Below are 22930 nucleotides of genomic sequence, written 5' to 3'. Positions count from 1 at the left end.
CCGCAATCATTCTCTGCATGTGCTAACTTTTTTTTGCATGTGCAGGGTTTCGCTATGACCATCTCCCAACCGACCGGCGATGAGCTGGTGCGCGTCCTGGCCACGCTCGCCAATCCGCACCGGCTCCGGGTCATCGCCGCACTGGCGCGTGAGCGCATGTATGTGAGCGAACTGGCCCGCGCGCTGGGGATCAGCCGGGCCCTCCTCCAGGTCCATCTGCGGAAGCTGGAGGCCGCCGGACTGGTGTCGGCGCGGCTCGAGGTGTCGGAGGACGGAAAGGCCATGAAGTTCTACGAGGTCAGCCGGTTCGCCATCGAGCTGACCCCGGAGGCCGTCGAGGCCGCGGAACGGACGCTGACGGTGCCGGGGGACGACGCGCACCACAAGACGAAGGGGAACACGTGATGGACGGGCACGATCTCGCGGAGGTCGTCGGGGCCTTCGGCATCTTCGCACTGATCACCACCGTGCTGACCACGATCATCTGGCAGTTCGCGGCCACCCGGCGCGCGAAGGTCCAGGTCGTGCGGGAGCTGGAGTACCGCAAGCTGGCGGCGGAGGCCGTCGCGGCGCAGCAGGGCGCCGAGCTACGGCTGAAGGAGATCAGCGAGCGCCTCGCCGCGGTGCAGGGGCGGATGGACTCGCTGGAGCGCATTCTCCAGACGGTCGAATGACCCCGGGCGGAGACCCGGACAGCGCACAGGTCCTGGGCCGTCGAGCGGCAACTCGACGGCCCAGGTGGACGAAGTAGCAGCACCAGCTCGCCCGCGACGGGCGAGTTCTCACAGGAACGCTCCTTCTGCGGGAAAGGACAGCAGCTCATGCTGCGCAAAAGCAAGTCGCGCCCGGCGGTCGTGGAACGGATCGCGGGGTGGTCGGCCCGGCATCGCACACTCGCGATCGTGGGCTGGTTGGCGCTGGTCGTGGTGGCCGTGCTCGCGAGCTCGGTGATACCGGGCGAGACCAGGAGCAGCACCGGACCGGGTGAGTCGGGCCGCGCCGATCTGGTGCTGGAGGCCCAGCGGGAGTACCCGCCCGCCCAGGAGAACGTGCTCATCCAGGCCGAACGGCCCGGCGGCCCGCGCTTCACCGACGATCCCGAACTGCGCCGGGCCACCGAGGACCTGACGCGGACACTGCGTCGCGCACCGGATGCGGTGATCGCCGTCCACTCCCCGCTGGACCGCTCCCCGCTGGACCGGGACGGCGGCAGGCGGCTGGTGTCGGGGGACGGCCGGTCCGGCCTGGTCACCTTCCAGGTGGCCGGGCCCGACGAGAAGTCGGCGGAGCACTACGAGACCGCGGCCGAAGCCGTGGCGTCGGTACGGGACCGCCATCCCGGCGTACGGCTGGCACAGGCGGGGGACATGAGCCTGTCGCGCGCGGTCGACGAGGGCATCAAAGGTGACTTCCAGCGGGCGGAGTTCTTCTCGCTCCCGCTCACCGTCGCCATTCTGCTGGTGGTGTTCGGCTCGCTGATCGCCGCCATGATTCCGCTGCTGCTGGCGGCCACCACGGTCATCGGCACGTTCGGTGTGCTCCAGGTGGTGGCGCACTGGGTGCCGGTCAACAGCGCCACCTCCTCCATGGTGCTGCTGATCGGTGTCGCCGTGGGCATCGACTACTCGCTCTTCTCGCTGCGCCGGGTGCGCGAGGAGCGCGCCGCCGGACGCGGTCTGCCGGAGGCGCTGCGGATCACGGCGCGGACCTCGGGCCGGGTGGTCGTGGTCTCGGGGCTGACCGTGATGGTCTGCGTGAGCGGGCTGCTCCTCACCGGCCTGGACAACTTCAAGGGGCTGACGGCGGGCGCGGTGCTGGTGGTCGGGGTGGCGGTGCTCGGCTCGGTGACCGTACTGCCCGCGCTGCTGGCCGCGTTGGGGAGCCGGGTGGACCGGGCGCGGCTGCCCTGGGTGGGCCGCCGCCGGATCGCGGCGGAGAGGTCCCGCACCTGGTCGGCGGTGGCCCGCGCGGTGGTGCGCCGTCCGCTGCTGTGGGGCGGCTCGGCGGCACTGGCGCTGCTGGTGCTGGCGCTGCCCGCGTCGGGGATACACCTCCAGGACGCGGCGGTGACCGACAGCCTGTCCCGGAGCGTTCCGGCGGTGGACGCGGCGGCCCGTATGCAGCGGGCGTTCCCCGGCGCCCCCGCTCCGGCGCGGGTGGTGATCTGGGGAACGCGGGACCACCGCGCCGTGGACCGTCCGGATCTGCGGAAGGCGGTCGCGAGCCTGCACGACCGGGCCGCGGCGAGCGGTGGCACGCTGGGCGAGCCGATCACCGTGACCCGGGCGGACCGGGCTCTGGTGGTACGGGTACCGCTGGCGAGCTTCGGCACCGACACCACCGCGAACAGGGCCCTGGAAACGCTGCGGCAGCGGACACTGCCGGACGCCCTCGGCGGGCTGGACGGGATCGACTACGCGGTGACGGGCAAGACGGCGTTCGCCTACGACTTCACCCAACAGGTCACCGACCGCACCCCGGCCGTCTTCGCCTTCGTGCTCGTCCTCGCCTTCGTCCTGCTCGTGGTCGCCTTCCGCTCGCTAGCCGTCCCGCTGGTGTCGATCGCGCTGAACCTGCTGTCGATCGGCGCCAGTTACGGGGTGCTGACCTGGGTGTTCCAGGACGGGCACCTGGGCTCGGCGCTGGGCTTCAGCCCGTACGGCGGAGTCATCGGCTGGCTGCCGCTGTTCATGTTCGTCATCCTCTTCGGGCTGAGCATGGACTACCACATCTTCGTGCTCAGCCGGATCCGCGAACGGTGGCTCGACGGCGCGGCCACCCGTGAGGCGATCGTCGGGGGCGTGGCGTCCGGCGCGGGGGTGGTCACCAGTGCGGCGGTCATCATGACGGCGGCCTTCAGCGTCTTCGTCGTGCTGTCCGCGATCGAGTACAAGATGATGGGCGTCGGTCTTGCGGTGGCGGTGCTCATCGACGCCACCGTGGTGCGCGGGGTCCTGCTGCCCGCCGCCATCGCGCTGCTGGGGCAACGGAGTTGGACCCTGCCGCGCGGGCTGCGATGGCTGCCGGGAGGCCGGGACCACTCCCCCGCCGAGGCGGCGGCCACGGAGCCGGAGCGGCGGGTGCCGACGGGCTGACGCCGCGGCCTCCCCGTTCCGGCCCGTGGCGCGGACGCCCGCACCACGGGGTCCGGAACGGGGACGGGCGTCATCCTCAGCTCAGTCTGAGCTGCTCCTTAACAGCGCCATAAGACGGGCAATCCGGCTGATCGGCGGAGTTAGCGTGCTGCGCGTCGCCCCCCATCAGCGAAAGGACTTCCCAATCGTGATGTCAAGCCGCCACTGTGACGGGAGGTGAACCTTGGTAGCACTGTCCGTCACGGATCATCGCCCACAGGACATTGAGGCGTCGGCGGGCGAGCGCGAGCAGGGCCTGCTTGTGTCCCTTTCCCTCGCTCCTCTTCCGTTGGTAGTACGCCTTCGAGGCCGGACAGCCCTTGAGGCTGGCCATGGCCGAGAGGTACATCGCCCGCAGCAGGCCGCGGTGGTAGCGCCTGGGTCTGCGCAGGTTGCCGCTGACGCGGCCGGAGTCGCGGGGTCGGGGGGCCAGGCCGGCGAAGCCGGCCAGGCGGTCGGCGCTGCCGAAGGCGTCCATGTCACCGCCGGTCGCGGCGATGAACTCGGCGCCGAGCTTGGTTCCCATGCCGGGCAGGCTGCGGATCACCTCGGCATGCGGATGCTCGCGAAACTTGGCCTCGATCAGGGCGTCGAGCTCGGCGATCTCCTCATCAAGGGCCATCACCCCCTTCGCGAGGCGGACCACCATGGCGGCGGCCAGCTTCTCGCCGGGCAGGGCCGTCTGCTGAGCCTGGGCAGCCTCCACCGCCGTCCTCGCAAGTGCGGCGGCGCCACGGACCCTCCGGTTCTTCAGCCAGGTCTCAATTCGCTTCGCGCCCGCGCGACGGATCGCAGCCGGGGTCTGGTAGCCGGTCAGCAGCATCACCGGCCCCTTGTTGACCAGGTCCAGCGACCGCTCCAACGCGGGGAAGATCTCCAGCAGTTGAGCACGGAGCCGGTTGATCTGCCGGGTGCGGTCGAATACCACGTCCAGGCGCCGGGTGGTCAGCGTGCGCAGGTCGACGGCGATCTCGTCTCCGGGGCGCAACAAGCCAAGGTCTCGGCGAACGCGGGCCTGGTCGGCGATGACGAAGGCGTCCTTGGCGTCCGTCTTTCCCTCGCCCTTGTAGGTGGCCGAGGCACGGTGGACCGCCAGGCCGGTGAGGTAGGCCATCGGCTGGTCGTGACTGAGCAGCAGGCCGATCAGCAGGGCGGCGCCGCCGTGGTTGAGGTCGACGGCCCACAGCACGTCGATGGATATCTCCAAGATGTCGGCGATGAGCTGGAGCAGTTCGGTCTCGTCGTTCAGGACCCGGCGGGACAGCAGCCGCTGACCGTCCGCGTTGATCACCACGCAGTGGTGGTGTTCCTTGCCGATGTCCACCCCGGCCCAGATCTCGGGCACGTTTCCTCCGCCAGCTCGCCGTTACATCGATCCCGCAGACGACCTCGCCGACGTTGTCCTACAGCAGCGATCAGAGTCGCGTCTCCCAATTGGCGGTCGAGTCGTCGCGGGGCCTCGGGTGGCCAAGTCCTTTGAGCCTTGCCAACGGCGCCCAACCATGAGCCATGCCCGAAGCCCCCGGGCCCTCCGATCTTACGAATGACCAGAGCAACCACCCTTGAAAGGTAGGACCCCCACGATGACCGCTCGCCCGAGGACCGCTTGTCGCCGAACGGCACAGATAGCCGCGCTCGGTATCGTGCCGCTCGCCCTCACCGCGCTGTCCGCGGCCCCGGCCGTCGCTCACGGTTCGATGCAGAACCCGGTCAGCCGGGTGTCGGCCTGTTTCGCCGAGGGGCCGGAGAGCCCGGATTCGGCCGCCTGCAAGGCGGCCGTCGCGGCCGGGGGCACCCAGGCGCTGTACGACTGGAACGAGGTCAACATCGCCGACGCCGCCGGGCGGCACAAGCAGATCATCCCGGACGGAAAGCTGTGCAGCGCGGGCCGGGACAAGTACAAGGGGCTGGACCTGCCGCGCGCGGACTGGCCCGCCACGGCGATGAAGGCCGGTACGCACACCTTCACCTACCGGGCCACCGCCCCGCACAAGGGCAGCTTCGAGCTGTACATCACCAAGGACGGTTACCAGCCGACCAAGCGGCTGGCCTGGTCCGACCTGGAGGCGAAGCCGTTCGCCAAGGTCACCGACCCGACGCTGAAGAACGGGAGTTACGTCTTCAAGGGCAAGGTGCCGAAGAAGTCCGGCCGCCATCTGATCTACAGCATCTGGCAGCGCTCGGACAGCCCGGAGGCGTTCTACACCTGTTCGGACGTGACCTTCGGCGGCGCGGCCGGTGCCCCGAAGAAGGCGTCCGCACCGAAGGCGGCCGCGCCCGACGACGCGCAGATCGCCGCGGGCGCCGGGAAGTCGACGGTCGACCACCACGGACACGGCGGTGACGGGCCGAAGGGGACGGACACCAAGAACGGCGGGAACGTCGAGGTGAAGAGCGCCGAGGCGAAGGGCGCCGAGGCGAAGAACGGTAACGCCCCCACCGCGACCGGCGACAGCGGTGAGCACCTCGCCCAGACCGGTGGCGACAGCAACACCACCACCCTCGCCATCGGCGGTGCCGCGGTCCTCGCGACCGGCGCGGCCGTGCTGTTCACCGTGAACGGCCGCCGCAGGGCAGCGGCGCAGCGCGCCCGCGACTGACCGTAGGCCGCGGAACCAGAGACCGGAGCCGGCTCCGGGGCTGTTGACGACGCCCCTCGGAGCCGGCTCCTCCACGGCCGGTCCCGGCGCAGGGGCCGGGACCGGCCCCGGCGTCACTCCAGTTCGGTGACCACATCGCCCGCCATATGCTGGTGGATGATCGAACTGCGGAGGTCCACCACTTCGTTGCGCCCCGAGAGCCGGTCCATCGAGAAGGCGTTCAGCCGGTCCACATCCGGCACCGACACATGGATGCGGGCCGCATCCACCTGCCTGGCGGCGGTCACCCCGGCCGGGCCGCTGGCGGCGCTGGTGCCGCTGCCGCGCCGTACACCGCTGTGGTGGGCGGCGGCCGGCAGCACGGCCGTCACCGCGGTCGTCCTCGCCCTCTCCGGGCCGCTGCTGCTGATCCCGCCGGCCCTGGCGACCGCGGCGTTCTGCTTCCAGACCTTCCAGGGATCCCCTGGTCCCCGGGGCTCGACGGGCTTCCGCGGTGTCCAGGGCGTGCCGGGCCTGCGGCGCCTCCGCACCGTCCGGCGTCATCGTGCACCCGCCACGCCCACCGACAGCGCCACCGCCACCGCCACCGGGCCCCGGCTGACCTCGCCGGGCGGGGTGGCCGCGGTCGTGTGCATGGGCGACACGCCGACCCATCTGCCCGCCAAGGAGGATGTGCCCGCGCTGCTGACCGATGTGGCCCGCGCCCTCGCTCGCGGCGGCCGCCTGGTCATCACCTACCGGATCTGACCCGGCCGCTCGAGGGAACCGCCCGGTTCCCGCCGGTGCGGAACGACGCGGACCGGATCCTGACCTGCTTCCTCGAATACCGTGCCGCGGACACCGTGCAGGTCCACCACGTGCCGCGGCTGCGCACCGCCGAAGGCTGGACGCCGCGCACCCGGCTCGTATCCGACGCCGCGGATCGGCGCGGACTGGCTCGCGGACCGATGCCGGGACGCGGGCCCGGAGGTGCTCCACAGCGCACCGGGCCCGCGCGGTATGCGTGCCCTGGCGGCGGCCCCGGCCGTCTGACGCGACTGGCTGGGCGGATCCTCCCGCGACGCGCCCCGGGCCGTGACGCAGCGGCGGGGGACGTTCCGGCCGATGCCCGAAGGGTTACCGGCGCTCTAGGGTCCCTCGTCGTTCCCGTCGGGGGTCTCGTCGGCCAGCGCCGCGTCGAGCGCGGCCGTGAGCCGCTGGAGCCGCGACCGCAGATCCACCATCTCCTCCGTGTCGAGACCGCTGGCCTCGCCCACCTTCAGCGGGATGTCCTGGGCCTTCTCGCGCAGCGCCTCCCCCTCCGCCGTCAGCCGCACCGTCACCGAGCGCTCGTCGTGGGCGCTGCGCTCGCGCTGGACGAGACCGGCCGTCTGCATGCGCTTGAGCAGCGGCGAGAGGGTGCCGGAGTCCAACCGCAGATACTCCCCCAGCTTCTTGACCGGCATCTCCCCGTGCTCCCACAGCACCATCATCGCCAGGTACTGGGGATAGGTCAGCTCCGTCTCGCGCAGCACCCGGCGGTAGACGCCGCCGAAGGCGCGCGAGGCGGCGTGCAGGGTGAAGCAGAGCTGGAGATCGAGCCGGAGGAGATCGGGGCGGGACTGGTGCGACATACCTCCAGCCTACCCTTTAGTTGTGCACAACTAAATTGTGTGCTGTACTTCGTGTCGGACGGAGGCGGGCACACCGAGCGCCCGCCCCGCACAGGACTCGAAAGGGATGGTCTCCATGGATGCGCTCTACACCGCGGTCGCCACGGCCAACGGACGCGACGGCCGGGCCGTGAGCTCCGACGGCCAGATCGACCTGCCACTGGCCATGCCCCCCGCGCTCGGCGGCAACGGCAAGGGCACCAACCCCGAGCAGCTGTTCGCCGCGGGCTTCGCCGCCTGCTTCGCCAGCGCGCTCGGCCTCGTCGGCCGCCAGGCCAAGATCGACACCAAGGACATCTCGGTCACCGCCGAGGTCGGCATCGGCAAGGACGAGGCCGACGGCGGCTTCGGGCTCAAGGTCACGCTGCGCGTGGAGCTGCCCGCGGAGCTGGAGGGCGAGAAGGGCCGCGGCCTGGTCGATCAGGCCCACCAGGTGTGCCCGTACTCGAAGGCGACCAAGGGCAACATCGCGGTCGAGCTGATCGCCGAATAAGCCTCGACCGCGGCGACCGGCGGCTATGCGGCGGGGGAAGCGGATTCGAGGTTCGCGGCCATACGGCTCAGCACCCGTACGGTCTCGAGGTACTGCTCGGCCGTCACCCCGTCCATCAGCCGCCCTCGGGTGTCGCCGACCCGCCCCGCCAGCACGGCCCGCCCCTCGGCGCCGAGCGGAGTGAGCGCACACCGCGCACCCCCGTCCTCCGCACCCGCCGCACCCTCCGCACCCTCCAGCAGGACCCAGCCCCGCTCGCGGAGCGAGGTCAGGACCTCGTCGAGGGTGATCGCGCCCGCACCCCAGAAGGGGAGCAGGGCGGCGGAGAGCTCGTCCACCCGGCACGGGCCCGCGGCGAGCGAGTTCAGCACCTGCCAGTGGCGCCGGGTCAGCCCGCTCCCCGCGAGGGTGCGCTCGAAGTCCGCGCAGATCAGCGCGTCCAGATGCTTGAGCCAGTATCCGATCGGCTTGTCCATGACTCCACCTTCCCCGTGTTGCATGTAACATAGCAACTAGATGTTGATGATTATGCATCGGGGAGCGATGGGCAACAACAGCGCACGGCACATCGAGGACATCGAGCGGGCGATGGTCGCCATCCGGCGGAGTCAGAGCAGACGGTCCCTGGCGCGTCTCGGCGGCCAACGGCGCTCTTCGGAGAGCGGCAAGGGCGGAGGCGCGGCCTTCGACGTCCTCGACGCCATCGAGGCGGCGGAGCAGAGCGGGACCCCCGCGACCGTCTCGGGCATCGCCGCCGCCCTGGACGTCGACCAGCCCCGGGCGAGCAAGCTCGTCACCGGGGCGGTCGACGCCGGGCTGGCACGGCGGGAGGCGGACCAGACCGACGGGCGGCGCGCCCTGCTCGTCATGACCGAGGCAGGGCGCGCGCTGACCGAGGAGGTCCACCGCTTCCGGCGCTCCGTGTTCGCGGAGGCGATGGAGGAGTGGCCCGAGACGGACCGGGCGGAGTTCGCACGGCTGCTCACCAGCTTCGTGGACGCCCTCGGAAGGCGTACGTCCGGCTAGCCGTGAGAGCCGTCAACCGCCTTCTGTCAAGGGTCAGTCGTCCGACTCACAGGTCGTCGGGGTGGCGTGTTCTGGATCGAGGGCATTGACGGCTTCATGGAAGGCGAGGCCGTCGGTCAGTCCGATCGCGAGGTGCTCGGAGATGTCGGTCCGGCACAGGTCCTGGAGCACCACGTTCTTGACGTCCGGGCCGGACAGGAACTGCGCGCGGTACGGCGTGGCGACCTCGTCGTACTTGGTCGCGATGACGGTGTAGTGCACCCCGGGGACGGTGTCGCCGCCCTCGTTGAGGCGCTTGAGGAAGTCCGAGCCGGCGACCTGGTCCATCAGCCCCGGTGCGACCATGCCGATCAGATCGCCGGCGCCCGGGAAGTAGTCGAGCAGCTTCGTCAGTCCGGACAGGGTGGTGCCGTGGTTGTTCGGGGCGAGCCCGACCAGGGCGTTCACCTTCGGCGCCCCGCCGAGGAACTTGAGGTAGTAGCGGGGCATCATGCCGCCCTGCGAATGTCCGACCATGTCGACCTTGTTGGCGCCGGTGGCGGCGAGCACCCGGTCGACATAGGTGGACAGCTGCTCGGCGGACTTGTCGATCTTGTTGAGGCCGTGGAAGAAGGGCACGAGCGGCAACTGGCCGTAGTCGAGGGAGAAGACGCAGTACCCCCGTTTGACCAGGTAGGGGGCAAAGCCGAGCCAGTTGTCGACGGAGTTGCCCAGGGTGCCGTGCACCAGCACCACGGGGCGGGGATGTTGGGCCGACGGCTTGCAGGAGTAGTTGTTCCACCCGCTGCTGACCGTGTCTGAGCTCGCCGCTTCGGCCGCGGTGGGTACGGCGGTCGCCACGACCGTCAGGGCCAGGGCGGGCAGTAACCTTCGCGACCGGTTGAGCGTGTAGGACTTCTGGGACTTGCGGGGTTTGTGGGGCTTGTGGGTCCTGCTGAGACCAGAGATATGCCTCCAGGGCAGCATCACATGAACTCCTCGCCGTGGGGGAGAGAGGGTTGCACTGACGGCGCGCCCTGCGATCCGGATCACACGTGGTGGTGCGCTCAGAAGAAATTACGCGCGAGTAGCAAAGGCTTCCAGCCATCGGTCGGTGAAGGAATCTCTACATCCTTTTCACGCGACGTCCAGGAATCCGGCGGGCCGGACCGCGGACGCGCCGAAGCGGGCACGCGCCCGGTCGGCGGCCGCCTCGAGCCGCCGGGACTTCTCGTCCGCGGGGTCGAACGTCAGCTGATGCGCGGCGAGTTCGGCGTCCATCAGCCCCTCGACCCGCAGCGATACGGCCCGCACCCGGGCCCGTTGCAGCCCGAGCGCGTCGTGCAGCGCGTACGCGACGGCGGTCAGCTCCGGGGTGTGGGCGGTCGGCTCGGTCAGGGTGCGGGAGCGGGTGGTCGTGGATCGGTCGGCGTACCGGACGGTGAGCACGAGCACGGCCGCCGCCTGCCCGCTGGTCCGCAGCCGGGAGCCGAGCCCGTCGGCGAGCGTGAGCAGCGCCCGGCGCCGCCGGACGGGGTCCAACTCGTCGTGGCGGAACCGGTGTTCCGCGCCCATGGCGCGGGCGGGGGCGTTCGGGGTGACGGGCGCCGGGTCGACACCGCGGGCCCAGGCGTGCACCTTGCGCGCGGTCGCCGCACCGAGGATCCGCTGAAGGGTGCCCAGCGGCGCGTCGGCGATCCGCGCGGCGCTGTCGAGCCCGTACGAGCACAGGGTGCGCGCGGTGGCCGGGCCCACGCCGGGCAGCGCGGTGGGCGGCTTGCGGGCGAGGAACGCGGCGACGGCGCCGGGTTCGTCGGGCACGGTACGGACGGCGCCGGGCGCGTCCGGCGACGCGTCCTGGGCGGCCATCCGGGCGAGCATGGGGTTGGCGGCGACCCCGACGGTGCAGTCGACGCCGTACCGGGCCAGCGCCCGGACCCGCACGATCTCCGCGAGCCCGGCGGCGTCCCGCCCGAAGTACCGCAGCGCACCGCGGACATCGGCGAACGCGGCATCGGGCGGCAGCGCCTCGACGACGGGCGTCAGCTCACCGAGCAGCGCCAGCAGCCCCTGGTAGACGTCCTCCCCCAACGCCCCCCGCCCGGCCTGGAACCGCACATACAACACATGCGGCTCCCCCGCCGGGGCGGGCGACTGCCTGGAGCCGGTCCGCGCCTCCTCAAGCTCGCACGCCGAGGCCGCAGCACCGCCCAACGACTCGTCCCCCGCCGAAGGCTCGGCACCCGCCGGATCGGCGGGCGCGGCCCGCCGGGACGCCGGATCCGGCCGCCCGGCCCCCGGCGCAGAACCGCCCGCCCCGGCATCAGCCGAACGCACGGCACACCCAGCCGCCCCGACCCGCGGCACCCCCACCGGGACTCCGGCAGACCCCACCGCCGGGGCGGGTGGCGGACATGGGTACGGTCGGTCGGGGGTCATCCCGCGCTCCCCGGGCTGGCGTGCCACAGTTTGCGGCCGGTGGCGGACTGGTCGCCCGCGGGCTGGAGGTCGGCCCACGGGTGCATGGCGTAGCCGGTGGACATCTGGATGCGGCGGCCGGAGTCGGCCCCGGCCGGTTCGCGCGTACCGTCGTCCGGGCCCGCCGCGAGTTCGGCGGCGACCGCCTCCAGGCCGCCTTCGCGGCGGAGCCGGGCCAGTTCGGCGAGGTTCCAGACGGCCGAGCCGACGACGCTGAGGCTGCGCGGGCCGCGCCGCTGGACCACCCCGCGCACCAGCAGCAACCACGAGTGGAAGACGGTGTGCGCGCACGCGGCGTGGCTGTCGTCGAAGAACGCGCAGTCGACCAGCCCCGTTCCGTCGTCGAGGGTGGTGAAGATGACCCGGCGGCCGGAGCGGATCGGCGGGGTCTGGGTGGCGGCCTTGGCCCCGGCGACGAGTACGGTCTCGCCGTGCCGGGCGTCGCGCAGCCGCTTCGCGGACATCGCGCCCAGCTCCTCCAGGAAGTCCCGGTGGTCGCCCATGAGATGGCGGGAGACGTCCATGCCGAGGATGCCGAGCTCGGCGCCGAGCCGTTCGTCCGCGTCGAGGTCGGGGAGCCCGGCGGGGGCGGCGGGCCCGGCCTCGGCCAGCGGCAGCTGGCCCGCGCCGTCGTGCCGGGCGGCGCCCCGCTGCTGCCGGTGCAGTTCGGCGATCTGCAACAGCAGGTCCCGGCGGCTCGTACCGAACGCGTCCAACGCGCCGACCTGGGCCAGCCGTTCGGCCACCGGCCGCCCGGGGTGGGCGCGCAGCCACAGGTCCTGGAGCGAGGAGTACGGCTGTCCGGCCGCGATCCGCCCGGTCTCCGCCTCGCTGATGCCGTGGACGTCGGCGAGGGCCAGCCGGACCCCGACACCCGGGCCGTCGCCCGACACACCGTCACCGGACATGCCGTCGCCCGACACACCGTCACCGGACATCAGTTCGATTCGATAGGTGGGGCCCGACCGGTTCACATCCAGCGGAAGGATCGGCACCCCGCGCCGCCGCGCGTCCGCCAGCAGCAGCCGCTTCGGGTACATCCCGGGGTCGTGGGTGAGCAGCCCGGCGTAGAAGGCGGCCGGGTGGTGCGCCTTGAGCCAGGCGGACTGATAGGTCGGCACCGCGAAGGCGACGGCGTGCGCCTTGCAGAAACCGTACGAGCCGAACGCCTCGACGATCTCCCAGGTGTGTGCCAGCACCTCGGCCGGATAGCCCCGCTTCGAGGACTCCGTCCGGAACCAGGCCCGTACCCGCCCCTGCCGCTCGGGGTCGGACAGCGCGCGCCGCGCCTCGTCGGCGAGGTCCCGTTCACAACCGGTCATGATCGAAAGGATCTTGATGATCTGCTCATGGAAGACCACCACCCCGTAGGTCTCGCGCAGCGCCTCCTCCAGGTCCGGATGCGGATAGCGCGGCGGCTTGCGGCCGTGCCGGGCGTCGATGAACGGGCGCACCATGTCGGCGGCGACCGGACCGGGCCGGAAGAGCGAGATGTCGACCACAAGGTCGTGGAAGGAGGTGGGCTGGAGCCGTCCGAGGAGATCTCGCTGCCCGGGGGACTCGATCTGGAAGCAGCCGAGCGTCTCCGTGGAGCGGATCAGATCGTAGGTGGCCGGGTCGCCGGGCCGGACCTGCGCCGGGTCGTCGAGGTCCACCGCCCGCCCGGTGACCCGCTCGATCTCGGCCACTGCATGCGCCATCGCGGACTGCATCCGTACGCCGAGGACATCCAGTTTGAGCAGCCCCAGCTCCTCGACGTCGTCCTTGTCGAACTGGGACATCGGGAAGCCCTCGCCGCTGGTCGGCACAATGGGCGTACGGGCCAGCAGCCCGGCGTCCGAGAGCAGCACCCCGCAGGGGTGCATGGCGAGGCCGCGGGGCAGCGCGTCCAGCGCCTCGACCAGCTCCCAGAGTTTGCCGAAACGTTCCTGCTCGGCGGTCGCCTCTCGTAGCGCTCGCAGTTCGGGCAGTTCGGCCAGGGCAGCGCGGGCGTCCCGGGCGCGGATGTGCGGGAAGGACTTGGCGAGCCGGTCCACCTCCTCCGGGTCCATGCCGAGCGCCGCGCCCACGTCCCGTACCGCGTGGCGCACCCGGTAGGTCTCGGGCATCGCGACGGTCGCGACCCGCTCCGCCCCGAAGCGGTCGAAGATGGCGCGGTAGACATCGAGGCGGCGCGCGGACTCCACATCGATGTCGATGTCGGGCAGCGCGGCCCGCCGCACCGACAGGAACCGCTCCATCAGCAGCCCGTTGGCGACCGGATCGGCATGGGCGATACCGAGCAGATGGTTGACGAACGAGCCCGCGCCGGAGCCGCGGGCGGCCACCCGGACCCCGAGCGCCCGGGTGTCGTCGACGACCTGGGCGACGGTGAGGAAGTACGAGGCGAAGCCGAGCCGTTCGATGGTGCGCAGCTCGTCCTCCAGCCGCTCCCAGCGCACCCGGTCGCGGTCGTAGCCCCGCAGCACCATGGCGGCGGCGCAGCGCGACCGCAGCACCCGCTCGGCGCTCCGCCGTCCGGCGCCGACCAGCCGCGGTTCGGGGAAGTGGACACTGCCGAGGCCGATGTGGTCCTCGGGGTCCACCAGGCACTCCGCGGCGGCGCGCCGGGTCTCCTCCAGCAGCCGGTACGCGGCGTCCCGCCGCATCCCCGCCGCCTCCGCGATCCGTTCGGCGATCTCCGCCATGTCCCGCGGGCCCTTGAGCCAGCGCTCACCGCTGTCGAGCGAGCCGGGGCGGTGCGGATCGATCGGGACCAGCCGCCGGGCGGCGTCCAGGACGTCGGCCACCGGGCCCTCCCCCGGGTCGGCGTAGCGCACGGCGTTGCTGAGCACGGCCCGTACGCCCTGGTCGGCGGCGAAGCCGACGGTACGGGCGGCCAGCCGCAGCGAGCCGGGGCCGGGGCCGGTGCGGCCGTGCCACACGGCCTCCAGCCGCAGGGCGTCACCGAAGAGTTCGCGCCAGGGGACGATCAGCCGGGCCGCCCGGTCGGGGCGGCCGGCGGCCAGGGCCCGGCCGACGTCGGAGTCGGGGCCGAGCAGCACGGTCAGTGCGGAGAGCGCTCCGCCACCGCCGCCGACCAGGTCACGCCAGTCCAGCAGAGGCGGCCCGTCGCCGTGGGTACGGGCGGTGCCGGGGTGGTCGAGCCCGGTATGGGCGGCGGAGACCAGTCCGCACAGCGCGGCCCATCCGGCCGCGCCGTCCCGGGCGAGGAAGACCACACGTGGCGTGGATTCATCGATGAACGCCCCACCGCGCACCGGGGTGCGCCGCCGGACCGTACGCCCCGGCTCCGGGGGTTCCACCCGGACGGCCAGATCCACCCCGAAGAGCGGACGCACCCCCACGGCCTCACTCGCGCGGGCGAACCGCACCGCTCCGGCGAGGCTGTCCCGGTCGGTCAGCGCGATCGCGTCCATTCCGCGCTCGGCGGCGCGTTCCGCCAGCCGCTCCGGATGCGCGGCCCCGTACCGCATGGAGAATCCGGACGCGGTGTGCAGATGCGTGAAGCCTGGCATCCGCACCTCCCGCTGCTCACACCCCCTGACCGACCCTGTTCGTCCCACGCCCCACCATAACCCCATTCTCGAACAAGCGTGCGAGTCGGTTCGGTCGCCCTTCCATATACACCATAAGCACGCAAACCGCCTCGACATTCCGCGTGTCGTACCGCAAAAACCGGCCGTTCGCCGCCTACGCTCGATCCTTATGACCGAGCGACCCGGGGACTCCGCCACGCCCTCCCAGGACACCCTGCTCGGGCTGTTGCGGGAGCAGCGCACGGGTGCGCTGGTCACCCTCAAGCGCGACGGACGGCCCCAGCTGTCGAACGTCGCCTTCACCTACGATCCGGCCGCCCGGCTGATCCGTATCTCGGTCACCGACGGCCGCGCCAAGACCCGCAATCTGCGCCGCGACCCGCGTGCCAGCTTCTACGTCACCAGCGACGACCGCTTCTCCTATCTGGTGGCCGAGGGCGACGCCGAGCTGACCCCGGTGGCCGCGGATCCCCATGACGCCACGGTCGACGAGCTGGTCGAGGTCTACCGCGCCATTCAGGGCGAGCATCCGGACTGGGAGGATTTCCGCGCCGCGATGGTCGCCGACCGGCGGCTGGTGGTGCGGCTGCGGACCGGCCGGGCCTACGGCTGGGGGCGGCAGAGCGGCGCCCTGAGCCGCGATCTGGACAGCTGACCCCCGCGCCGTACACCCCCGTTCCGGCCTCCGAGGGCCGTTTGAGCACCCGCCCGCCGGTCGCCTTGTGCTGGCAGGATCTCGCCCACGCGCCCCTTGGGCCCCGATGCCCCCGGCAGATGACGGACGGATCATCACCCGCTGCCCCATATGAGCGCGCCTGAGCCAATACGAGTGCTCTGAGCATGTCGTTCATGAACCGGCGGATACTCCGGACACCCCCGCGCCGGGCGCACACCCACCGGCTCGCCCCGCCCGTCGCGCATCCGCTCGCCACGCGGCGTTCCGCGGAGCGACACGCCCCGCACGCGACAATAAGCCACCGAATGACTACGTATAGCGACCGGAAGTGTTCGATCGACGTGCGTTCCTGACTTGCACCGCGTAGAACTCCGTCCGGTATCTGAAACCACGAGCAAGGGAGCGTTCGAAATGCGGAAGACCACAGGGGCGATCGGTCTGGGGGCCGTCGTGGCTCTGAGCGCCGCGCTGGGGATCGGTGCGAGCGGCACGGCGAACGCCGCGCCCGCGCAGCCCGACAGCCTGTACCCGGCCTCTGCGTTGGTCCTCACCGTCGGCTACGGCGCGGACGCGGCGACGGCCGACGTACAGCGGGCGGTGACGCTCAGCTGTCAGCCCATCCCCTCCGGTACCCATCCGGCAGCCGTCAAGGCATGCGCCGAACTGCGCGCGGTCGACGGCGTGTTCAACTCGCTGACCCTGTCGGCGGAGCCCGGCCGGGTCTGCACCAAGGAGTGGCGGCCGGTGACCGTCACCGCCGAGGGGATCTGGGACGGCCGCCGGGTCTCGTACGAGCACACCTTCGCCAACAACTGCTACAAGAACGCCGTCACCACCCAGGTCTTCGGGTTCTGAGCGGCGAACGACCGAGCAGCGCACCACCGCACCACCGAACGCGGCACCGCACGCGGCACCGTTGAACGAACGGCACCGTTGAACAAGGGGAGGCCCCCCGGACACCGTCCACGGGTGTCCGGGGGGCCTCTGCCCTGGGTGCGGCCCTGCGCCCTGGGCGCGGGGTCAGCCGATCGAGGCGCCGTACGCGTCCAGCGCCTCCGGGACCGGCTGGAAGAAGGTCTCGCCGCCGCCGGAGCAGTCACCGCTGCCGCCGGAGGTCAGCCCCAGCGCGGTGTCGCCCGCGAAGAGCGCGCCGCCGCTGTCGCCCGGCTCGGCGCAGACGTTGGTCTGGATGAGCCCCTCGACCGTGCCCTCCTGGTAGTTGACGGTCGCGTTGAGGCCGGTGACCTCGCCGTCGTGCACCTGGGTGGTGCTGCCGCTGCGCTGCACCTTCTGGCCGACCGTGGCGTCCCCCGCCTTGGCGATGGCCTGGGTGCCGCCGTTGTAGAGGTCCACGGCGCTCGGGTGCTCGGTGTCCTTGGTGTACTTGACCAGGCCGTAGTCATTGCCGGGGAAGGAGCTTCCCTCGTTGGCCCCGATCTCCTCGCCGCCCTGCGAGTCCGACCAACTCTTGATCGACTCGGTGCAGTGTCCGGCGGTCAGGAAGTACGGCTGGCCGTCCTTGACCACGTTGAAGCCGAGCGAGCAGCGCCCGCCGTCGCCCCAGATGGCGTCGCCACCGGCGATGAAGGTCGAGAAGGTGCCCTTCGAGCGCTTGACCTCGACCTTGTCGCCCAGACCGTCGGTGACCTTCGTCAGCTTGGCCAGCGGGCCGCCCTTGACGGTGCGGTCCGCGGTGACGACGACCTTGTTGGATCTGGGCTCCACCGACCACGCGGTGCCGGGAATGGCGGCCTTGTCCTTGAGGGTGGTCCGCGCCGAGTTCAGCTGGGCCAGGGTGTGCTTGACCACCTTGGCCTCGGCACCGGCCGCGCGGACCTTGTCAGCGGCGGCGTCGTTCACCACGTTGACCACGAGCTTCTTGGCCTCGGTGTCGTAGTAGGTGCCCGCGGAGTCGTCGCCCAGCGAGGAGAGGAGGCTGTGGGCGAGCTTGCCCGCGGCCTTCGCCGAGAGGGGGTCCGGCTGCTCGTCATCGGGGGCGGCGTTGGCGCTCTGAAAGGTGAGTCCCGCGGCGACCAGGGCCGCTATGCCGGCTCCGGCGATGGCGACACGACGCTTGGGTATGCGGCGATGCTTCAACTCAGAACCTCCAGTGGGGGGTTGGGCCCGTTCGGCAGTGGGGTGCCGGACCCGGAGGGCGTAACGGCAGGGCGGCGCCTGCCCAGTCAGGCGCGTCCATGCCAATTTCGCCGCCGAGTATTCCCAGGAAATCCGGGACCGCACAAGGGCGCGTTCACGTCACGTCTGTGAAATTTGCGATGCGGCCCCGTGTACGGACATGACGAGGCCCGCGCACCGGCAAAGGGTGCGCGGGCAGGACCCTATCCCAGCGAGTGCCGATCACCGGCCGCGGGTCAGCGGCCGTGGGTCAGCGGCCGTGGGTCAGCGGCCGTGGGTCAGCGGCCGTGGGTCAGCGGCCGTGGGTCAGCGGCCGTGGGTCAGCGGCCGTGGGTCAGGTCATGGGCCAGGGGGCACGGAGTAACGGGGTCACGTAGTCCGCCTCGGCTCCGTCTCGCGTTCGGTGAGCGTGGGAACCGGCCTCGCGGTCCAGCCCTCCTTCGCCGCGCCGGAGGCACCGGAAGCGGCCGGGACGGCCTTCCGCTCGGCGGCGGCGCCCTCCGGCTCCTCCTCCGTCCGCCCCGCCTCCAGGAACTGCCGTCCCTTCTCCTGGACCTTCTCCGGGCCCTTCTCCAGGAAGCGCAGCAGCTCCACCGGGATGGGCAGCACCAGCGTGGAGTTCTTCTCCGCGGCCACCGCCATCACCGTCTGGAGCAGCCGCAGCTGGAGCGCGGCCGGGGTGTCGGACATCTGCGAGGCGGCCTCGGCCAGCTTCTTGGACGCCTGGAGCTCCGCGTCCGCGTTGATGACCCGGGCACGGCGCTCCCGGTCGGCCTCCGCCTGGCGGGCCATCGACCGCTTCATGGTCTCCGGCAGCGAGACGTCCTTGATCTCGACACGGTCGATATGGACGCCCCAGCCCACCGCCGGGCTGTCGATCATGAGCTCAAGGCCCTGGTTGAGCTTCTCCCGGTTGGAGAGCAGATCGTCCAGATCGCTCTTGCCGATGATCGAACGCAGCGAGGTCTGGGCCATCTGGGAGACGGCGAAGCGGTAGTCCTCCACCGCGACGATCGCCTCGGCGGGATCCACGACCTTGAAGTAGACGACCGCGTCGACCCGGACCGTCACATTGTCACGGGTGATGCCCTCCTGTGCGGGCACGGGCATCGTCACGATCTGCATGTTCACCTTGTGGAGCCGGTCGAAGACCGGGGCGATCATGGTGAACCCCGGCCCCCGGACGTCCGACCGCAGCCTCCCGAGCCGGAAAACCACCCCCCGCTCGTACTGCTTGACCACGCGGGCCGCCGCCAGGGCGCAGATCACACCCAGGCAGGCCACTACCACGATCACTGTCACCAGCGCATCGATCATCACGGCCACCTGCCGTCCGTATCACGAGCAATGCCCCATCTGGGGTATTCATGTCCACGATAGTCCGGCTCGACGACAGGGGGGAGCCCCCGCTCGGTACCCCGGGCGGGGGCTCCTTCGCCGTATACCGGCGGCCGCCGAGGGGCCGCCGGCATGCCGATGACGGCGAGGGTGAGCAGACCGGTGAGGGTCCGGACACCAGGGGGTCAGCCGATCAGTAGACGTTGACCCCGTAGGCGTTCAGCGCTTCGACGACCGGCTGGAAGAACGTGGTCCCGCCGCTGGAGCAGTTGCCGCTGCCGCCCGAGGTGAGGCCGAGGGCGGTGGACCCGGAGTAGAGGGGACCGCCGCTGTCGCCGGGCTCGGCGCAGACGGTGGTCTGGATCATGCCGTAGACGATGTCGCCGTTGCCGTAGTTGACGGTGGCGTTCAGCGCGGTGACCCGGCCGCTGTGGATGCCGGTGGTGCTGCCGCGCCGGGTGACCGTCTGGCCCACGGTGGGGTTGGCGGCCCGGGTGATGTCCTGGCTGCCGACGGTGCCGGACGGGCTGACCGAGCCGCTGTACCGGACCAGACCGTAGTCATTGGTCGGGAAGCTGGAGCCGGCCGTGGGGCCGATGGTGGTGGTGTGGCCGGAGTTGGACCACCAGGTGCCCGCGCCGTCGGTGCAGTGACCCGCGGTGACGAAGTAGTTGGCTCCACTGCTGTTGCGCACGTTGAAGCCGAGGGAGCAGCGCCAGCTGCTCGCGTAGATCGCGTCTCCGCCGGAGATCAGCTTGGAGATCTTGCCGGAGGTGCGCTTGACCTTGATCGCGTCGGCGTTCGCACCGGCGCCGTCCTTGATCTTGGCGATCTCGCTCGAGGAGACGGTGCTGTCGGCGGTGACCACAAGGGTGTTGGTCGTCTTGTCGACGTACCAGGCGGTGCCCGCGACATCGGCCTCGAGGACGGCGGTGCTCGCCGCCTTGGCCTCCGATGCGCTGAAGGTGGCGGCCTTGTCGCTTCCGGCGTAGGCGGCGGGGGCGGCGAGTGCCGTTCCGGCCACCAGCGCGGAGGTGGCGGCGATCAGGGCTATGCGTCTCGCCTGGATACCGTGGGGGGCGTTGCGCTTGATCCTCAACTCTTCCTCCGAGGGAATCGGGGGTCCGCTTGGATGGGCAGGCCCGTGAGGCGCAGTCAACGATCACATCGGCGGGAATTTCCGACGTGTTCCTGACAAGCGCTTCCCGAAGTATTCGGGCCATCGGCCCCGGCGCGCAAGAGGACAATCCGGAACAGTCAACGGGCGCCCGGCACTTGGCCCCGGCGGCTTCCGGCCGCCGGGGCGGTGCGCCCATCCCCTGGGTGTCCATGAGGACGCAAACGCCGACGCTCAGGTTCCGTCGGTCCGTCCGATTCCGGTCCGGCGCCCGTCGAGGTCCGGTGCGGAACCCCTCGCGGACCGGGCGGACCTCCCTCCCGGATGGCGAAGCCCTAGGTGGTCGCGGAGGGTGCGGCCGGTGTATCCGGTGCGGAACACCCCGCGCTCCTGGAGCAGCGGGACCACCCGGTCCACGAAATCGTCGAGTCCGCCGGGGGTCAGATGGGGCACGAGGATGAAGCCGTCGGCGGCGTCACTCCGTACAAAAGCGGCCATCTCGGCGGCGACCGCCTCCGGGGTGCCGATGAACGACTGCCGCCCGGTCGCCTCGATGACGGTCTGCCGGATGGACAGCCCTTTCTCCTCCGACAGCGCCCGCCACTTGGCCGCCACCGCCAGCGGATCGGCATGCCGCACCCGGCCCTGGACCCGCTGGGAGTCGGGGTCCGGATCGATGTCCGGAAGCGGTCCTTCGGGGTCGTAGCCGGACAGGTCCACCCCCCAGATCTGCTCCAGGGTGAGCAGCGCGGTCTGCGGGGAGACCTGCTGCCGCCGGATCTCGGCGGCCCGCTCCTGGGCCTCGGCCGCGGTGTCGCCGAGGACGAAGCTCACCCCGGGCATGATCTTCAGATCGTCCGGGTCCCGGCCGTACGCCGCGAGCCGCCGCTTGACGTCGGTGTAGAAGACGCGGCCCGCCTCCAGGGTGCCGTGCCGGGTGAAGATGACATCGGCCGCGGAGGCGGCGAACTCCCGCCCCTCGTCGGAGTCCCCGGCCTGGATCACCACCGGATGGCCCTGGGGCGCGGGCGCCACCCCGAACCACCCCTCGATACCGAAGTGTTCACCGCTGTGAACGAACGGCCCGGGGGTGCCGTCGGGCGTCCCGGAGTCCCACAGCTCGCGCGCGGTGGCCACGAACTCCGCGGCCCGGGTGTAGCGGTCGGCCCGGTCGAGATAGCCGCCGCGCCGGAAGTTCTCGCCGGTGAAGGCGTCGGAGGAGGTGACCACGTTCCAGGCGGCGCGGCCCCCGCTGAGATGGTCCAGGGAGGCCAGCCGCCGGGCCAGTTCATACGGTTCGTTGAAGGTGGCGTTGACCGTGGCGGCCAGGCCGATCCGCTCGGTGACGGCCGCCAGCGCGGTCAGCACGGTGAGCGACTCCGGCCTGCCCACCACATCGAGGTCGTGGATACGGCCGTTGTGCTCGCGCAGCCGCAGCCCCTCGGCGAGGAAGAAGAAGTCGAACAGACCGCGTTCGGCGGTGCGCGCCAGATGCTCGAAGGAGGAGAAGTCGATCTGGCTCCCGAGAGAGGGGTTGCGCGAAGCGCATCGGCCAGGAGTGGTGGTCGGGCCGGCGGGTGGGCCCGCCCACACGGTGGTGTTGTTCACTCCCGGGAAGTGTGCGGCCAGATGGATCTGTTTGCCGGACCCGCTCGAGTCGTTCACTGGGCTGTCTCCCTCGCCAGGGCGTAGCGGTTGGCGGGGCGCGGCAGCCCCAGGTGGTCACGGAGCGTCGCACCGGGATAGAAGGTGCGGAACAGTCCGCGGTGCTGGAGCAGTGCCACGGTGCCGTTGACGAACCGTTCGAGATCGCCCGGCGGTGCCGCGGGGGTGATGTGGAAGCCGTCCACGGCCCCCGCGGTATGCCATCCGGCGATGAGGTCCGCGAGGTCCACCGGTCCCCCGCGGTACAGCGGCGGTCCGGCGGCCGTGGCGGTCAACGGTGCGTCGCCGGTGGCCAGTCCGGCCGCGTACTCACCGTCCGCCAGGTCCACGGTGACGGCGGCGAGCACGGTGAGCGCGCCCCGCTCCCGGCCGAACGACGCGGCGCGGCCCCGCAGTTCGTCGCGTATCCGGCCCGCCGCATCCGGGGTGGTGGCCCGGACGAACGCCACCGTGGCGTGGCGGGCGGCGGTGTCCCAGGTGACGGGGTCGGTGGCGTCGACGGCCACCACCGGGTGGCCCTGCGGGGGCCGGGGAACGATGGACGGGCCGCGCACCCGGAAGTGCCTGCCCTCGAAGTCGACGTAGTGCAGTTTGTCGCGGTCGATGAAGCGGCCGGTGGCCGTGTCGCGGATCTCCGCGTCGTCCTCCCAGCTGTCCCACAGCCGGGCCACCACATCGGCCACCTCCTCCGCCTCGGCCCACAGTTCCCCGGCCGGGGCGGCCGGGCGGCGGCCCACCAGCCGCGCCTCGGCCTCGGTCGTCGACACCCCGACCGTCCAGCCCGCCCGGCCGCGGCTCACCCAGTCCAGGGTGGCCACGGCGGACGAGACATGGAACGGCTCGGTGTGGGTGGTGGTGACGGTCGGCACCAGGCCGACCCGCTCGGTGGCCGGTGCGACGCGCGCGAGAACGGAGAGCGCGTCGGGCCGGCCCTGCCCCTCCCCCGGGGGGCCGAACGAATCGTCCAGGGTGACGAAGTCGAGCGTGCCGCGCTCGGCGAGGCGCGCGAGCTCGACGTAGTACGGCGCCGTGTACTGACCGGTGCCGTCGATGGCGGCGGCCAGGTGCAGGGTGCCGGTGGATGGGGCCATGGTCAG

21 protein-coding genes are annotated in these 22930 nt (G+C 71.5%); 9 read left to right on the top strand and 12 right to left on the bottom strand.

What is annotated here, in order from left to right; translation table 11 throughout:
• Positions 1–54: 54 nt before the first annotated feature.
• From HUT19_RS31875 to HUT19_RS31865, 3 genes are all read left to right on the top strand, one after another.
• A complete protein-coding gene (locus tag HUT19_RS31875) occupies positions 55–405 on the top strand; it encodes a metalloregulator ArsR/SmtB family transcription factor (protein WP_176183769.1) in 351 nt (116 codons plus the stop codon).
• Positions 405–674 carry a hypothetical protein gene (locus HUT19_RS31870; protein ID WP_176183768.1) on the top strand — a complete coding sequence of 90 codons (270 nt, stop codon included), beginning with the start codon at positions 405–407 and terminating at the stop codon, positions 672–674. Before HUT19_RS31875 ends, HUT19_RS31870 begins: the two co-directional genes overlap by 1 nt.
• Positions 675–821: 147 nt before the next feature.
• Positions 822–3095 (top strand): MMPL family transporter, encoded by a 2274-nt coding sequence (locus HUT19_RS31865; protein WP_176183767.1) that lies wholly within the window; start codon positions 822–824, stop codon positions 3093–3095.
• Positions 3096–3288: 193 nt separating this feature from the next.
• Here the strand turns inward: HUT19_RS31865 and HUT19_RS31860 are convergent, their stop codons facing one another.
• The gene (locus tag HUT19_RS31860) at positions 3289–4479 is read right to left on the bottom strand and encodes an IS110 family transposase (RefSeq protein ID WP_176179770.1); all 1191 of its coding nucleotides are present in this window, start codon (positions 4477–4479) and stop codon (positions 3289–3291) included.
• Positions 4480–4717: 238 nt separating this feature from the next.
• Here HUT19_RS31860 and HUT19_RS31855 point away from each other — a divergent pair, with 238 nt between their 5' ends.
• A complete protein-coding gene (locus tag HUT19_RS31855; protein ID WP_176183766.1) occupies positions 4718–5734 on the top strand; it encodes a lytic polysaccharide monooxygenase in 1017 nt (338 codons plus the stop codon).
• Positions 5735–5847: 113 nt separating this feature from the next.
• Here the strand turns inward: HUT19_RS31855 and HUT19_RS44055 are convergent, their stop codons facing one another.
• On the bottom strand, positions 5848–5976 hold the full coding sequence (locus tag HUT19_RS44055) for a hypothetical protein (RefSeq protein ID WP_303332258.1): 129 nt from the start codon (positions 5974–5976) through the stop codon (positions 5848–5850).
• Between the two features lie 10 nt (positions 5977–5986).
• Between HUT19_RS44055 and HUT19_RS31850 the strand changes: the two genes are divergently transcribed.
• The gene (locus HUT19_RS31850) at positions 5987–6481 is read left to right on the top strand and encodes a hypothetical protein (RefSeq protein ID WP_176183765.1); all 495 of its coding nucleotides are present in this window, start codon (positions 5987–5989) and stop codon (positions 6479–6481) included.
• Between the two features lie 380 nt (positions 6482–6861).
• On the opposite strand, the gene HUT19_RS31845 is transcribed toward HUT19_RS31850, so the two are convergent.
• Positions 6862–7347 carry a MarR family winged helix-turn-helix transcriptional regulator gene (locus HUT19_RS31845; RefSeq protein ID WP_176183764.1) on the bottom strand — a complete coding sequence of 162 codons (486 nt, stop codon included), beginning with the start codon at positions 7345–7347 and terminating at the stop codon, positions 6862–6864.
• A gap of 115 nt (positions 7348–7462) precedes the next feature.
• Between HUT19_RS31845 and HUT19_RS31840 the strand changes: the two genes are divergently transcribed.
• Entirely contained in the window at positions 7463–7879 is a 417-nt protein-coding gene (locus HUT19_RS31840) for an Ohr family peroxiredoxin (RefSeq protein ID WP_176183763.1), read from the top strand.
• Between the two features lie 23 nt (positions 7880–7902).
• On the opposite strand, the gene HUT19_RS31835 is transcribed toward HUT19_RS31840, so the two are convergent.
• Positions 7903–8355: a MarR family transcriptional regulator gene (locus tag HUT19_RS31835; RefSeq protein ID WP_176183762.1), complete on the bottom strand. Its 453-nt coding sequence runs from the start codon at positions 8353–8355 to the stop codon at positions 7903–7905.
• 67 nt (positions 8356–8422) lie between these two features.
• Between HUT19_RS31835 and HUT19_RS31830 the strand changes: the two genes are divergently transcribed.
• Positions 8423–8905 carry a MarR family winged helix-turn-helix transcriptional regulator gene (locus HUT19_RS31830; RefSeq protein ID WP_176183761.1) on the top strand — a complete coding sequence of 161 codons (483 nt, stop codon included), beginning with the start codon at positions 8423–8425 and terminating at the stop codon, positions 8903–8905.
• Between the two features lie 33 nt (positions 8906–8938).
• On the opposite strand, the gene HUT19_RS31825 is transcribed toward HUT19_RS31830, so the two are convergent.
• The 3 genes from HUT19_RS31825 to HUT19_RS31815 all read right to left on the bottom strand — a co-directional run bounded on the left by HUT19_RS31825 (position 8939) and on the right by HUT19_RS31815 (position 14880).
• The gene (locus HUT19_RS31825) at positions 8939–9871 is read right to left on the bottom strand and encodes a triacylglycerol lipase (protein WP_176183760.1); all 933 of its coding nucleotides are present in this window, start codon (positions 9869–9871) and stop codon (positions 8939–8941) included.
• A 150-nt stretch (positions 9872–10021) separates the two neighbouring features.
• The gene (locus tag HUT19_RS31820) at positions 10022–11011 is read right to left on the bottom strand and encodes a helix-hairpin-helix domain-containing protein (protein ID WP_254885883.1); all 990 of its coding nucleotides are present in this window, start codon (positions 11009–11011) and stop codon (positions 10022–10024) included.
• Between the two features lie 308 nt (positions 11012–11319).
• Positions 11320–14880: a DNA polymerase III subunit alpha gene (locus HUT19_RS31815; protein WP_176183758.1), complete on the bottom strand. Its 3561-nt coding sequence runs from the start codon at positions 14878–14880 to the stop codon at positions 11320–11322.
• A 190-nt stretch (positions 14881–15070) separates the two neighbouring features.
• Between HUT19_RS31815 and HUT19_RS31810 the strand changes: the two genes are divergently transcribed.
• Complete coding sequence (locus HUT19_RS31810) at positions 15071–15556, top strand: PPOX class F420-dependent oxidoreductase (RefSeq protein ID WP_176183757.1); 486 nt, start codon at positions 15071–15073, stop codon at positions 15554–15556.
• Positions 15557–15988: 432 nt separating this feature from the next.
• Positions 15989–16432 carry a subtilase-type protease inhibitor gene (locus HUT19_RS31805; RefSeq protein WP_176183756.1) on the top strand — a complete coding sequence of 148 codons (444 nt, stop codon included), beginning with the start codon at positions 15989–15991 and terminating at the stop codon, positions 16430–16432.
• Between the two features lie 165 nt (positions 16433–16597).
• Here the strand turns inward: HUT19_RS31805 and HUT19_RS31800 are convergent, their stop codons facing one another.
• The 5 genes from HUT19_RS31800 to HUT19_RS31780 all read right to left on the bottom strand — a co-directional run bounded on the left by HUT19_RS31800 (position 16598) and on the right by HUT19_RS31780 (position 22924).
• Positions 16598–17674 (bottom strand): S1 family peptidase, encoded by a 1077-nt coding sequence (locus HUT19_RS31800; RefSeq protein WP_176183755.1) that lies wholly within the window; start codon positions 17672–17674, stop codon positions 16598–16600.
• 408 nt (positions 17675–18082) lie between these two features.
• The gene (locus tag HUT19_RS31795) at positions 18083–19030 is read right to left on the bottom strand and encodes a slipin family protein (protein ID WP_254885882.1); all 948 of its coding nucleotides are present in this window, start codon (positions 19028–19030) and stop codon (positions 18083–18085) included.
• 214 nt (positions 19031–19244) lie between these two features.
• Positions 19245–20150: a S1 family peptidase gene (locus tag HUT19_RS31790; protein WP_176183754.1), complete on the bottom strand. Its 906-nt coding sequence runs from the start codon at positions 20148–20150 to the stop codon at positions 19245–19247.
• Positions 20151–20402: 252 nt separating this feature from the next.
• Complete coding sequence (locus tag HUT19_RS31785; RefSeq protein WP_176183753.1) at positions 20403–21833, bottom strand: NtaA/DmoA family FMN-dependent monooxygenase; 1431 nt, start codon at positions 21831–21833, stop codon at positions 20403–20405.
• Positions 21830–22924, bottom strand: coding sequence for an LLM class flavin-dependent oxidoreductase (locus tag HUT19_RS31780; protein ID WP_176183752.1), 1095 nt, complete (start codon positions 22922–22924; stop codon positions 21830–21832). The genes HUT19_RS31785 and HUT19_RS31780 overlap by 4 nt, the downstream gene beginning before the upstream one ends.
• Positions 22925–22930 lie beyond the last annotated feature (6 nt).

Origin of the sequence: Streptomyces sp. NA02950, from assembly GCF_013364155.1 — a bacterium.
In the GTDB taxonomy this organism is placed as follows: domain Bacteria; phylum Actinomycetota; class Actinomycetes; order Streptomycetales; family Streptomycetaceae; genus Streptomyces.
Note: the sequence above shows the minus strand (reverse complement) of the source record. Positions and strands in the feature narration are given on the sequence as shown.